The sequence below is a fragment of the Streptomyces sp. AK02-01A genome, assembly GCF_033795305.1.
Classification (GTDB): Bacteria; Actinomycetota; Actinomycetes; order Streptomycetales; family Streptomycetaceae; genus Streptomyces.
In genome coordinates this window covers 65716-79176 of record NZ_JARBAE010000009.1, presented here as the reverse complement: position 1 = coordinate 79176, position 13461 = coordinate 65716, and the positions used below count along the sequence as shown (strand labels likewise).

General features: G+C 70.0%; 10 protein-coding genes and 1 pseudogene. 3 read left to right on the top strand and 8 right to left on the bottom strand.

Annotated features, from left to right (window positions below; translation table 11 throughout):
• Nucleotides 1–40: 40 nt before the first annotated feature.
• The 8 genes and pseudogenes from PV679_RS12025 to rsmI form a co-directional block, all read right to left on the bottom strand.
• Nucleotides 41–1852: an ABC-F family ATP-binding cassette domain-containing protein gene (locus PV679_RS12025; RefSeq protein ID WP_319680131.1), complete on the bottom strand. Its 1812-nt coding sequence runs from the start codon at nt 1850–1852 to the stop codon at nt 41–43.
• Nucleotides 1853–1993: 141 nt separating this feature from the next.
• Complete coding sequence (locus PV679_RS12020) at nt 1994–4054, bottom strand: translation factor GTPase family protein (RefSeq protein ID WP_319680130.1); 2061 nt, start codon at nt 4052–4054, stop codon at nt 1994–1996.
• A gap of 144 nt (nt 4055–4198) precedes the next feature.
• Nucleotides 4199–5116 (bottom strand): 4-(cytidine 5'-diphospho)-2-C-methyl-D-erythritol kinase, encoded by a 918-nt coding sequence (locus PV679_RS12015; protein WP_319680129.1) that lies wholly within the window; start codon nt 5114–5116, stop codon nt 4199–4201.
• Nucleotides 5113–6054, bottom strand: coding sequence for a 16S rRNA (adenine(1518)-N(6)/adenine(1519)-N(6))-dimethyltransferase RsmA (rsmA, locus tag PV679_RS12010; RefSeq protein ID WP_319680128.1), 942 nt, complete (start codon nt 6052–6054; stop codon nt 5113–5115). The genes PV679_RS12015 and rsmA overlap by 4 nt, the downstream gene beginning before the upstream one ends.
• A pseudogene (locus tag PV679_RS36180) lies at nt 6051–6172 on the bottom strand (resuscitation-promoting factor); the annotation flags it as partial. The pseudogene PV679_RS36180 and the gene rsmA, both read right to left, overlap by 4 nt.
• Before the next feature lie 112 nt (nt 6173–6284).
• Nucleotides 6285–7154, bottom strand: a complete 870-nt coding sequence (locus PV679_RS12005; RefSeq protein ID WP_319680127.1) for a TatD family hydrolase — start codon at nt 7152–7154, stop codon at nt 6285–6287.
• A 56-nt stretch (nt 7155–7210) separates the two neighbouring features.
• Nucleotides 7211–7669, bottom strand: a complete 459-nt coding sequence (locus tag PV679_RS12000) for a hypothetical protein (RefSeq protein WP_319680126.1) — start codon at nt 7667–7669, stop codon at nt 7211–7213.
• A 129-nt stretch (nt 7670–7798) separates the two neighbouring features.
• A complete protein-coding gene (gene rsmI / locus PV679_RS11995; RefSeq protein ID WP_319680125.1) occupies nt 7799–8677 on the bottom strand; it encodes a 16S rRNA (cytidine(1402)-2'-O)-methyltransferase in 879 nt (292 codons plus the stop codon).
• Between the two features lie 62 nt (nt 8678–8739).
• On the opposite strand from rsmI, the gene PV679_RS11990 reads away from it, so the two are divergent.
• The 3 genes from PV679_RS11990 (at nt 8740) to PV679_RS11980 (ending at nt 13432) form a co-directional block, all read left to right on the top strand.
• Nucleotides 8740–10461, top strand: coding sequence for a dolichyl-phosphate-mannose--protein mannosyltransferase (locus tag PV679_RS11990; RefSeq protein ID WP_319680124.1), 1722 nt, complete (start codon nt 8740–8742; stop codon nt 10459–10461).
• A 218-nt stretch (nt 10462–10679) separates the two neighbouring features.
• A complete protein-coding gene (locus PV679_RS11985) occupies nt 10680–12317 on the top strand; it encodes a penicillin-binding transpeptidase domain-containing protein (protein WP_319680123.1) in 1638 nt (545 codons plus the stop codon).
• 140 nt (nt 12318–12457) lie between these two features.
• Nucleotides 12458–13432: an SDR family oxidoreductase gene (locus tag PV679_RS11980; protein ID WP_319680122.1), complete on the top strand. Its 975-nt coding sequence runs from the start codon at nt 12458–12460 to the stop codon at nt 13430–13432.
• The last annotated feature ends 29 nt before the right edge of the window (nt 13433–13461 follow it).

Genomic DNA, 13461 nt, shown 5'->3' with positions numbered 1-13461 from the left:
CGGCCCGTGATGCGCCTGTTACGCGCTCCTGGCGCCGTCTCTACGCGTCCTCCGCGAGCTCCAGCCAGCGCATCTCCAACTCTTCACGCTCGCCGGAGAGCCCGCGCAGTTCCGCGTCGAGTTCGGCCACCTTCTCGAAGTTGGTGGCGTTGTCGGCGATCTGCTGATGGAGCGTGGTCTCGCGGCCCGAGATCTTGTCGAGCTGCCGCTCGATCTTCTGCAGTTCCTTCTTCGCCGCCCGGCCGTCCTTGGCCGAGGCGCCGCCGACGGGCCGCTCCGCGGCGACGGGCGCGGCGGGCGCCGGGACGGTGGCCTCGGCCAGCTTCCGGCGGCGCTCCAGATACTCGTCGATGCCGCGCGGCAGCATCCGCAGTGTCGCGTCGCCGAGCAGCGCCATCACCTTGTCGGTGGTCCGCTCGATGAAGAACCGGTCGTGGGAGATGACGACCATCGATCCCGGCCAGCCGTCGAGGAGGTCCTCAAGCTGGTTGAGCGTCTCGATGTCGAGGTCGTTGGTGGGCTCGTCGAGGAAGAGGACATTCGGCTCGTCCATCAGCAGCCGCAGGAGCTGGAGCCTGCGCCGCTCACCACCGGACAGATCACCGACCGGCGTCCACTGCTTCTCCTTGGTGAAGCCGAACTGCTCACAGAGCTGACCCGCCGTCATCTCGCGGCCCTTGCCGAGGTCGACCCGGTCGCGTACCTGCTGTACCGCCTCCAGCACCCGCAGGGACGGCTTGAGTTCGGTGACCTCCTGGGAGAGATACGCCAGCTTGACCGTCCTGCCGACGATGATCTTCCCGGCCTCGGGCTGGACATCGCCCTGGCTGCGGGCGGCCTCCGCGAGCGCGCGCAGCAGCGAGGTCTTGCCCGCGCCGTTGACCCCGACCAGGCCGATCCGGTCGCCGGGGCCGAGCTGCCAGGTGAGATGGGTGAGCAGCACCTTGGGACCCGCCTGGACCGTCACGTCCTCCAGGTCGAAGACGGTCCTGCCGAGCCGGGCGTTGGCGAACTTCATCAGCTCCGACGTGTCGCGCGGCGGCGGTACGTCCGCGATCAGCTCATTGGCCGCCTCGACCCGGAAGCGCGGCTTGGAGGTACGGGCCGGTGCGCCGCGGCGCAGCCAGGCCAGCTCCTTGCGGACCAGGTTCTGCCGCTTGACCTCCTCCGTCGCCGCGATGCGCTCACGCTCGGCGCGGGCGAAGACATAGTCGGAGTAGCCGCCCTCGTACTCGTGCACCGCACCGCGCTGGACGTCCCACATCCGCGTGCAGACCTGGTCGAGGAACCACCGGTCGTGCGTGACGCAGACGAGCGCGGACCGCCGGGCCCGCAGATGTTCCGCCAGCCAGGCGATGCCCTCGACATCGAGGTGGTTGGTGGGCTCGTCGAGCACGATCAGGTCCGGCTCGCCGATGAGCAGTTTGGCGAGCGCGATACGGCGCCGCTCGCCGCCGGACAGCGGCGCGATGACGGTGTCCAGTCCCTGCGGGAAGCCGGGCAGGTCGAGTCCGCCGAAGAGCCCGGTGAGCACGTCCCGGATCTTGGCGTTGCCCGCCCACTCGTGGTCGGCGAGATCGCCGATGACCTCGTGCCGGACCGTGGCCGACGGATCGAGCGAATCGTGCTGCGTGAGCACCCCGAGCCGCAGTCCGCCGCTGTGGGTGACACGCCCGGTGTCGGTCTCCTCCAGCTTGCTGAGCAGCCGGATGAGGGTTGTCTTGCCGTCGCCGTTGCGCCCTACGACGCCGATCCGGTCTCCCTCGGAGACGCCGAGAGAGACACCGTCGAGCAGCGCACGGGTGCCGTACACCTTGGTGACTGCCTCGACATTGACCAGATTGACGGCCATTTCACTCCTGTACAGGGGGATCGATCGACGTCCCAGGGTAATCGCCCTGGCCGGTGCGCCGTCGTGCCGGACCGGCCCCTGGCCGTCCGAGGCCGCGGACCTGGCCCTGGGCGGGACCACGGCCTCGGACGAGGCTCCGCGTCACGCGCCGTCCCGGCCTCCGGTGACCCGGCGTACGACGCTCAGCAGATACTCCTTGCGGTTGAGCGGATCGTGGTCGGTGCGCGGCCGGGACGGGACCGTGCCGGTCACCGGCCGGTAGTGGTCGAAGGCCGCTTCCAGCACTCCCTCACCGCTGGTCAGCGTCGGCAGCAGTTGTTCGAGGCCATGCGTCCGGGCCGCCGGGATGTCGCCCTCCAGTACGTACGAGGAGCCCAGCCGCGTCGTGGTGCGCGGGACGGCGTCCTGCCGGGCCAGCACCGGCAGGACCGCTCCCAGCGCGTCCGCCGGGACATCGAGGCGGAAGCGGTGCATCGGTTCGCACACCTGGGTGCCGGCCCGCCGCAGCGCGGTCATCAGCACCAGCGGCGTCAGGATGCGGAAGTCTCCGGCGGTGCTCGACATGCTTTTGTCGAAGGTGCCGTGGGAGTGGCTCTGCCGGGGCGCGTAGCCGGAGCGCGTCAGAGTGACCGTGCAGTCGGTGACCTGCCAGCCACGCAGGCCCTGGCGCAGTGTCTCCCGGACGGTTTCCTCGATCGCCTTGCGGAACGCGAGCGGCAGCGCCCCGGGCTCGATCTCCAGCCGGTAGCGCACTCCGGAATCGACGGCGGCCGGAGCGACGCGCAGTCCGATCGTCGCGAGAAACGGATTGGGTTCCTTGCCCATGATCTCGACGGCCGCTCCGGTGGCGACGGGCCGTTCGACACAGATGGTCGTCGTCTCCCGGAATCCGGCGTCGATGCCGAACTCATTCGCCAATGTCGCCTGGATGACTTCTTTCTGTACTTCTCCGTAGAGCGAGAGCAGCATTTCCTGGCTCGTGCCGTCCTGTCGCAGATTGATCAGCGGATCCTGTTCGGCGAGCTGGGAAAGCGCGCCATGCAGTGCGCCGCCGTCCGCCGGACGGCAGGGAAAGACGACGGTTTCCAGGGTCGGCGGCGCGAAATGGTGAGGTGCCGCGGCTTTCCTGGAAACACCGATCGTGTCGCCGACGCGAATGGCGTCGAGGCCCCAGAGTTTTCCGATCCGGCCCGCGGCGACCGAGGCGCGGGAAGCGGCCGGGCCATGGTCCGGGACGCTGATCGCGGTCACTTTCCCTTCGCCGGCCCGGCCTTCTTCGCCGGCCCGGCCTTCTTCGCCGGCCCGGCCTTCTTCGCCGGCCCGGCCGAAGCGCAGCCGGTCGCGGACCCGTACCGTGCCGGAGAACATCCGGACGTACGCGATCTTCTCTCCGGCCGCGCCTCGCTCGACCTTGAAGACGGTGCCGGAAACCGGACCCTCCGCGTCGCTCTCGGCGGTGGGCAGCAGCTCGCTGATCCCGGCGGTCAGCGCGTCGACGCCGGCGCCCGTCGCCGCCGATCCGAAGAACACCGGATGGACCAGACCCCGTCCGGCCTGCGCCGCGAGCTCCTCCCGGAGCCTGCCGTACGACACCGGTGTCTCGTCGTCGACACAGGCGGCCAGAAACGCGTCGTCGTGGTCGGCGAGCAGCTCTGTCAGCCCGGCCGTGAACGCGGCGTCGGCCGCGCCGTAAGGCGTGAACTCCGCGTCGCGCGTGCCGAGGCCGCGCGCCGCGCCCATCGGGACGATCGCGGGCGTCAGCTTCGCCAAAATCCCGCGCAGTACGGCTTCGTACCGCGCGCCACCACGGTCGATCTTGTTCACGAAGACGAGTGTGGGAATGCGCAGCCGCTGCAACGTCCGCATCAGTACGCGGGTCTGCGCCTGCACGCCTTCGACGGCGGAGATCACCAGCACGGCGCCGTCGAGCACGTTCAGCACCCGTTCCACCTCGGCGATGAAATCCGGATGGCCGGGAGTGTCGATCAGATTGACCGTGACCTCGCCGACGGCGAACGACGCGACGGCGGATTTGATGGTGATACCGCGCCGGCGTTCCAGCTCCAGCGAATCGGTCTGCGTGCTGCCTTCATCGACACTGCCGATCTCGTCGATGACACCGGCGGCATGAAGAAGCCGCTCGGTCAGGCTGGTCTTACCGGCGTCCACATGCGCCAGAATCCCCAAATTCAACGTGCTCACTGAACGTCAAGTCCTCTGAATAGGCGAAAGTTCCCTTCTGAATGGACATTGACGTTCCGCGCATAATCAGCTCCCAGGTCGACCGGCTTGCGCTGGGAGTACAGCAAACCGCTGCCGTGAAGGCAACTTGTTTTATCGAATGGCTCAGTGACGTACGGCTGTCGTGTGCTGTACGACCGTCGCGCCCTCGGCCGGCGCCGAAGCCACCCGGGCCGTCCGGCAGGTGCCCGAGGCGAGCAGGGCCTCGGCGATCTCGGCCGCCGCTTCCGGATCCTTGGCCAGGAAGGCCGTCGTCGGACCCGAGCCCGAGACCAGCGCGGCCAGCGCGCCGGCGGCGGTGCCCGCGGCGAGCGTGTCCGCCAGGGACGGCCGCAGGGAGAGCGCCGCGGGCTGGAGGTCATTGGCCAGGGCGCCGGCCAGCGCGACGGCGTCGCCGGTGCGCAGGGCGTCGAGCAGCGCGGCGTCGGCGGCCGGGACCGGGATGTCCGTGCCGTCGGTCAGCCGGTCGAACTCCCGGTACACGGCGGGCGTGGACAGGCCGCCGTCGGCGACCGCGAACACCCAGTGGAAGGCGCCACCGACCTCCAGCGGCGTGAGCTGCTCGCCGCGGCCGGTGCCGAGCGCCGCGCCGCCGAGCAGACTGAACGGCACATCGCTGCCCAACTCGGCGCAGATGGCGAGGAGTTCGTCCTGCGACGAGCCCAGCGACCAGAGCGTGTCACAGGCCAGCAGCGCGCCGGCGCCGTCCGCGCTGCCGCCCGCCATACCGCCGGCGACCGGGATGTCCTTGGCGATATGGATATGGACGCGCGGGTCGATGCCATGGCGTCGCGCCAGCGCGAGGGCCGCCCGTGCCGCGAGGTTCGTGGCGTCCAGCGGGACCTGATCGGCGTCCGGGCCCGAGCAGGTGACGCGCAGCTCGTCCGCCGGCGTCACCGTGATCTCGTCATGGAGACCGACGGCCAGAAACACATTCGCCAGATCGTGGAAGCCGTCGGGACGGGCCGCGCCCACCGCCAGCCGCACATTGACCTTGGCCGGTACCCGTACCGTCACGCTCACGCGTCGGCCTCCCTCGCCTTGTCGTCCGGCGTCTCGTCCGACGTCCGGTCCAGCTTCTCGTCGCGCTTCTCGTCGCGGGCCGGCTTGGCCTCCGCGATCCGCGCGAACTCCTCCACCGTCAGCGCTTCGCCGCGCGCCTGCGGTGAGATCCCGGCCGCGACCAGCGCGGCCTCGGCCGCCGGCGCGGAGCCCGCCCATCCGGCGAGCGCCGCCCGCAGGGTCTTGCGGCGCTGCGCGAAGGCCGCGTCGACGACCGCGAACACCTCGGTCCTGGACGCCGTGGTCCGCGGCGGCGCGGCCCTGCGCACCAGCGAGACCAGTCCGGAGTCCACATTGGGCGCGGGCCAGAAGACCGTGCGGCCGATCGATCCGGCCCGCTTCACCTCGGCGTACCAGTTGGCCTTCACAGACGGCACGCCGTACACCTTGTTGCCCGGCACGGCGGCCAGCCGGTCGGCGACCTCGGCCTGGACCATCACCAGGGTCCGCTCGATCGTCGGAAAGCGCTCCAGCATGTGCAGCAGGACCGGCACGGCCACGTTGTACGGAAGGTTGGCGACCAGCGCGGTCGGTGCGGGGCCCGGCAGCTCCCGTACGCGCATGGCGTCGGAATGCACCAGCGAGAAGTGCCCGGCGCGCGACGGCATACGGGCCTCGATCGTCGCGGGCAGCGCGCCGGCCAGGACATCGTCGATCTCGACGGCCGTGACCCGGTCCGCCGCCTCCAGCAGCGCGAGTGTCAGCGAGCCGAGCCCGGGACCGACCTCCACGACCACGTCGTCCGGGCGCACCCCGGCGGTGCGGACGATCCTGCGGACGGTGTTGGCGTCGATGACGAAGTTCTGCCCGCGCTGTTTCGTCGGACGTACGCCGAGGGCTGCGGCCAGTTCGCGGATGTCTGCGGGGCCCAGGAGGGCGTCGGACTCAGTGGTGCTCACCCGGTCAGCCTACGGCCGCGGTGCGGCCACGGGCTCGCCCGCCGCCGCGCGTAGCGCTTCTTCGCCCGGAAGGTCTGTTCGGCGCGTCCTGCGGGCGTCCGCCGCCGCCGAGGGCTCGCCGGGACCCGCCGCGGCGGAGTCCTCGTCACTCTCCACATCCGTTCGATTACCCAGTGTGGCGGCAATGCTCCTCCGCCGCCGCGCGCGCCGGACTTCCGGAGGACGGTACGTCAGTAACCGAATGCCCGGGCCGTATTGGCCGCGATGGCCTCCGCCATGGCGTCTTCACCGATCCCGCGCACTTCCGCCATGGCGCGCAGCGTGACGGGAATGAGATACGGCGCATTGGGCCGGCCACGATAAGGCGCCGGAGTGAGAAAAGGCGCATCCGTCTCAACGAGAACAAGCTCCATCGGCGCTACTTTGAGCGCGTCGCGCAACGGCTGAGCGTTTTTGAAAGTCACATTGCCCGCAAAGGACATGTAGTAACCGGCCGCCGCACACACCTCGGCCATTTCCGCGTCACCGGAATAACAATGGAAGACGGTGCGCTCCGGAGCGCCTTCCTCGGCGAGGATACGCAGCACATCGGCGTGCGCCTCGCGATCGTGGATGACCAGCGCCTTGCCGTGCCGTTTGGCGATCTCGACATGGGCGCGGAAGGACCGTTCCTGGGCGGCCACGCCCTCGGGTCCCGTGCGGAAGTAGTCCAGCCCCGTCTCGCCGACGGCCCGCACCTGCGGCAGTGAGGCCAGCCGGTCGATCTCGGCCAGCGCGTCGTCCAGCGCCTTGTCGCCGCCGCCCTCGCGGTCACCCTGCCGGGACCAGCCGTCGGGGTCGCCGTGCACGATGCGGGGCGCTTCGTTGGGATGCAGCGCGACCGCCGCGTGGACGTTCTCGTACGCCGCGGCGGTCTCGGCGGCCCAGCGGGAACCAGCCAGATCACATCCCACCTGGACCACGGTGGTCACACCGACCGAAGCGGCCCTGGCCAGGCCGTCAGCGACCGTGCCGTCCTGCATGTCCAGATGTGTGTGCGAGTCCGCGACCGGCACTCTGAGGGGCTCGGGCAGTGGCGGTGCGGCTTGCTTCGAACTCATGGGCGCGATCCTACGAGGATCGCGCCCATGAGCTTACGTGCGGTGATGCCACCGGATCACTTGCGGTGGTGGAAGGGGTGCAGGAGATCGGAGAGATGCCAGTGGTGGACGGGCCCGGCCGCGCTCGCGCCGGCGGATATGCCCTCCCCCGGTCCGGCGGCTGTCCCGTCCGCCGGCCGCGCCGGCGCCTCCGCCGGCTCCGTCTTCCCCGCCCCTGTGTCCTGCGCCCGCCTGCCCTTGGCGGGCCGGTACTGCTCCATCATCAGCGCCGCCCGTACGGACGACACCTGTCCCGAACGCATGATGCGCACGATGTGCCCGCCACAATTCAGGCAGGACGGGCTCGACAGCGGCGAGGGAACCCTCACGCCGTCCGACTTGTAAACGACAAAATTCTGGCCCGAGCCGTCGACGTGATGCTCTATGTCGTATGCCTGCTCCCAGCCGTGCCCGCAGTGCATACAGCAAAAGGCATATGCCTCGTGGGCTACGGCGGTGCCCATGATCTCACTCATGCCAGCTCCTCTCCACTCGACCCAGTGGACGCCTTTGACGGCGGGAGCGCATCAGCGCCTGTCGATTAATGGAATGCTCTTGGCCTTCTCATGCCCAAAAGGCCCGGCACGCGGTCTGCGCTTTGCTTTTCACGATAGTCCTTTGCCGTTCGACGGGGCGCTGTGCGCCGCGTTCTTCGCCGCCACAACGGCATCGAACACTTCGCGCTTGGGCACTCCGGCGTCGGCGGCGACCGCGGCGATCGCCTCTTTGCGCCGCTCTCCCGCCTCCTCCCTCACCAGCACCCTCCGCACCAGTTCGGCGGGGTCCAGCTCGCCCGGCCCGGATTCCGGCGCGCCTTCGACGACCACGGTGATCTCGCCGCGTACGCCCTCGGCGGCCCAGGCCGCCAGCTCCCCGAGACCGCCGCGCCGCACTTCCTCGTACGTCTTGGTCAGCTCGCGGCAGACGGCGGCCCGGCGCTCCGAGCCGAAGACCTCGGCCATCGCCGCGAGCGTGTCGTCGAGCCGGTGCGGCGCCTCGAAGTAGACAAGGGTGCGCCGCTCACCGGCGGCCTCACGCAGTCGGCCGAGCCGCTCACCCGCCTTGCGCGGCAGAAAACCCTCGAAGCAGAAGCGGTCCACCGGCAAGCCGGAGAGCGCCAGCGCCGTCAGCACCGCCGAAGGACCCGGCACGGCCGTGACCCTGATGTCCCGCTCCACGGCCGCCGCCACCAGGCGGTATCCGGGATCGGAGACGGACGGCATCCCGGCGTCCGTGACCAGCAGCACCCGCGCCCCGCCCAGCAGCGCCTCGACCAGCTCCGGCGTTCTGGCCGATTCATTGCCCTCGAAGTACGACACGACCCGGCCGCGGGTCTGCACTCCGAGCGCCTGAGTGAGCCGGCGCAGCCGCCGGGTGTCCTCCGCGGCGACCACGTCCGCGGTCTCCAGTTCGGCGGCGAGCCGGGCCGGCGCGTCCGTGACATCGCCGATGGGCGTCCCTGCGAGTACCAGCGTTCCGTTCACATCCGCCATCCTCGCAGGGCGCGACGCGCCCCTCGCACAGCAGTGTTCCCTACGATGGCGCGGTGACCAGTACTGCGCCAGAAGCCCTTCACGGGCACGACGCCGGCGACAAGCCGCCCGCATGGCCTCAGCGGCTGCGCCGATTCGGCCATGTGCCCCGGGAGGTGACAGGGCTGCGCGAGCGGCTGGTACCGCCGTACAACCAGCCCTCGGAGCGGCTCTGGGCCGTGCTCGGAGTGCCACCGCTCCTGGCGGACCGGTTGGTCCGCTGGTCGGCGTGGGGCGGTCCGCTGCTCGTCGCGCTGGTCGCCGGTGTGCTGCGGTTCTGGCACCTGGGCAGCCCCAAGGCGGTGATATTCGACGAGACGTATTACGCCAAGGACGCCTGGGCGCTGATCAACCAGGGGTACGAGGGAAGCTGGCCCAAGGACATCGACAAACAGATCCTGGCCGATCCGTCGTCCGTCCCCGTGCCGACCGATCCCGGCTATGTGGTCCATCCGCCGGTCGGCAAATGGGTCATCGGCATCGGTGAGCAGCTCTTCGGGTTCACGCCCTTCGGCTGGCGGTTCATGGTGGCGGTGCTCGGCACGCTGTCGGTGCTGATGCTGTGCCGGATCGGACGCCGGCTGTTCCGTTCGACGTTCCTGGGCTGCCTGGCGGGCGCGCTGCTCGCCGTCGACGGCCTGCACTTCGTGATGAGCCGTACCGCGCTCCTCGACCTCGTGCTGATGTTCTTCGTGCTGGCCGCCTTCGGCTGTCTGCTGATCGACCGCGACTGGTCGCGGCGGCGGCTCGCCGGAGCACTGCCGGAGGACGAGGACGGTGTGCTGCGCCCGGACGCCTCGATCGCCGAGACCCTGCGGCTCGGCGTGCGGCCCTGGCGGCTCGCGGCCGGGCTGATGCTCGGCCTGGCCTTCGCGACGAAGTGGAACGGGCTCTACATCCTGGCGGCCTTCGCGCTGATGACCGTGGTGTGGGACGTGGGAGCGCGGCGGACGGCCGGCGCGGTGCGGCCCTGGTCGGCCGTCCTCCGGCGGGACATCGTGCCCGCCTTCTTCTCGACGGTGCCGGTCGCGATCATCACGTACATCGCGTCCTGGACCGGCTGGATCGTCACCGACAAGGGCTATTTCAGGAACTGGGCCGAGACCCCGGCGGGTTCGGGCGGCCCCGGCTGGCTGCCGGACTGGCTGCGCAGTCTGTGGCACTACGAGAACGAGGTCTACAGCTTCCATGTGAACCTCACCTCGGGTCACACCTATCAGTCGAACCCCTGGAGCTGGATCGTCCTGGGCCGCCCGGTCTCGTACTTCTACGAGGACCCGGCGGCCGGCAAGGACGGCTGTCCGGCGTCGACCGTCGGCAAATGCGCTCGCGAGGTCCTGGCGATCGGGACCCCGCTGCTGTGGTGGGCGGCGGGCTTCGCGCTCTGCTTCGTCCTGTGGCGCTGGTTCTTCCGCCGCGACTGGCGCGCGGGCGCGATCGCCTGCGGCGTGGCGGCCGGCTGGGCGCCGTGGTTCATGTACCAGGAGCGGACGATCTTCCTGTTCTACGCGGTCGTGTTCGTGCCGTTCCTCTGTCTCGCGGTCGCGATGCTGGTCGGCGCGATCGTGGGCCCGGCCGGTTCCGACGAGAGACGCCGCACGCTCGGCGCGGTCGGCGCGGGTGTGCTGGTCCTGCTGATCATCTGGAACTTCATCTACTTCTTCCCGCTGTACACGGGCCAGGCGATCCCGGTCGACTCCTGGCGGAACAGGATGTGGTTCGACACCTGGGTGTGACACCGGCGGCGACGGCCGCGTGGGACACCGCCGAGCGGGACGCGGTACCGGCCGCGTGCGACGCCCGGAGTACCGGTGGCGTGCGCGCTCGCGGTACCACCGGTACGCGTCGCAGTCCGATAACGCTCGCCCCGTGTGACACACCCGTCCCGTAGAGTGCTCCCGACTACTTCCTTGAACACGTTCAAAGGAAGCTCCTGGGGAGGGGGACCGCACACATGCGCAGCGGAGTGAAGTTCGCCGTGATCGGCGGAGTGTTCGTGGTGTTCGCCGGCGGGGTGGGGTACGGCGCCTACAACATCTACGACGGCCTCACCGGCGACAGCGGAGGCGCCACGACCACCTCCGCGTCGCAGGAGGTCAAGACCGGGCCGCTGAGCGCCGAGGAGATCGACAAGGCCGCGAAGGACTTCCTGACCGGGTGGGCCGGCGGAGGCGACGCGGCCGGTGTCGCCCAGCTCACCAATGACGCGGCCGCCGCGGAGCCCGTCATCGACGGCTTCCATGACCAGGCCCGGGTCGTCGAAGCGGTGATCACACCGGGCAAGGCGGTCGGCCCGAAGGTGCCGTTCACCGTCAAGGCCACGGTAGAGCTGGACGGGGCGCGCAAGCCCTGGTCGTACAGCTCCGAGCTGACCGTCGTACGCGGGCTCACCACCGGGCGGCCGCTGGTCGACTGGGCACCTTCCGTGATCCATCCGAAGCTCACGGCGGAGAACCACCTCGTCACGAGCGAGGCCGACGCTCCGCCGATCGAGGCCGTCGACCGCAACGGCACGAAGCTGACGAAGGAGAAATACCCGTCGCTGGGGCCCGTCCTGGATCAACTGCGGGAACGTTACGGCGCCGACGCGGGCGGCTCGCCCGGCATCGAGCTCATGCTGAAGAGCAACGACGAGACCGTGCCGGACCAGACACTGCTCACGCTCGCCAAGGGCAGGACGGGCAAGCTGCGGACCACGCTGGACGCGAACGTACAGGCGGCCGCCGAGCGGGCGGTGAAGAAGTTCAGCGAGGCGTCGGTCGCCGCGGTCAAGCCGAGTACGGGCGAGATACTCGCCGTCGCCAACAACCGCGCGGACGGCTTCAACGCGGCGATGCTCGGCAAGCAGGCACCGGGCTCCACGATGAAGATCGTGACGGCGGCGATGCTGATGGAGAAGGGCCTGGCCGCCGCGAACCGGCCGGCGGAGTGCCCGCCGAATGTGATGTACCAGGGCCGTACGTTCCAGAACCTGGACGGATTCTCGATCCCGAGCGGCACCTTCGCGCAGAGCTTCGCCCGCTCCTGCAACACCGCCTTCATCAAGCTGATCGACGACACGAAGGACGACTCCGCGCTGAAGGAGGAGGCCGAGCAGGTCTTCGGCATCGGCCTCGACAACTGGCAGACCGGCATCACGTCCTTCGACGGCACCGTCCCGTCCGCGACCGGCGGCGAGGCGGCGGCGCAGTACATCGGGCAGGGCACGGTACAGATGAACGTCCTCAACATGGCGTCCATCACCGCCACCGCCAAGCAGGGCACGTTCAAGCAGCCGATCATCGTGCCGCTCTCGCTGGACGACCGGGAACGGGCCACCGCCACGCGCTCGCTGCCGTACTCCGTGGCGCAGCAGCTTCGCGACATGATGCGGCTCACGGCGACAAGCGGCACGGGCGCGAACGCGATGTCCGGGCTCGGCGGCGACAAGGGCGCGAAGACCGGCTCGGCGGAGGTCGACGGCCAGGCGACGTCCAATAGCTGGTTCACCGGCTTCCAGGACGATCTCGCCGCGGCGGCGGTCGTCCAGTCCGGCGGCCACGGCGGCGACGCGGCGGGCCCGGTGGTCGCGGCGGTGCTGGGGGCCGGGTAGTCGGGGCCCGAGTTGTCGGGGCCGGGCCAGGTGGTTCAGGAGCATTTGGCCGCACTTGGAAGCATTCAGTCGCGTTTATCCATGGAATGCCAATCCATGGATACGCATGGCATGGATCCCTCCCGCACGCGGTGCGACTCTTGGTTCAGCCCAGAGAAACACCGCTGACCAGGGAGTTCGCCGTGAAGGATGTGTCCGTACCCAACCTGACCGGGAAGCTCGCCGTGGTGACCGGTGCGAGCGACGGCATCGGCCTCGGCCTGGCCGAGAGGCTGGCCCGAGCGGGCGCCGAGGTGATCCTGCCGGTCCGCAACGCCACCAAGGGCGCGGCCGCGATCGAGAAGATCCGCGCGGCCGTGCCAGGAGCCGCGGTCTCCACCCGCGTGCTCGACCTGGCCTCGCTGGACTCGGTGGCCGCGCTCGCCGACACCCTGAACCGTGAGGGCCGGCCGATCCACATCCTCGTCAACAACGCGGGCGTGATGGCGCCGGCCACCCGGCACACCACGGCCGACGGCCTGGAGTTGCAGTTCGGCACGAACTACGTGGGCCATGTCGCTCTCACCGCCCGGCTCCTGCCGCTGCTGCGCGCCGGCCGGGCGCGGGTCACCACCATGTCGAGCAGCGCCGCGCGCTCCGGCAAGATCGACTGGGACGACCTGCAGAGCGAGCGGAAGTACTCGCCGATCCGCTCATACAACCTGTCGAAGCTGGCCAATCTGCATTTCGGCCTCGAACTGGACCGGCGCAGCAAGGCGGGCGGCTGGGGCATTGTGAGCAATGTCGCACACCCCGGCACGACCCTGACGAACCTCTACGCGTCCGGCCCGAACATGGGCCGCTCGCGGCCCTCACCGTATGAGGCGATCATGACGCGGCTGGCCGGCTGGGGTGTGTTCGTGCACTCCGTGGACGCCGGACTGCTCCCCGCCCTGTACGCGGCCACCAGCCCGGAGGCGCACGGCGGCGGCTTCTACGGCCCCGACGGCCTCGGCCAGTTCACCGGCGGCCCGACCGAGCTGGCCGTCTACAAGTCGGCTCGTGACGAGGCCGCCGCGGCCCGGCTCTGGGACGTCTCGGAGCGGCTGGCCGAGGTCCGGTTCGCCACCGTCTGAGCGTCACCGTCCGACGGGCGTCACCGTCC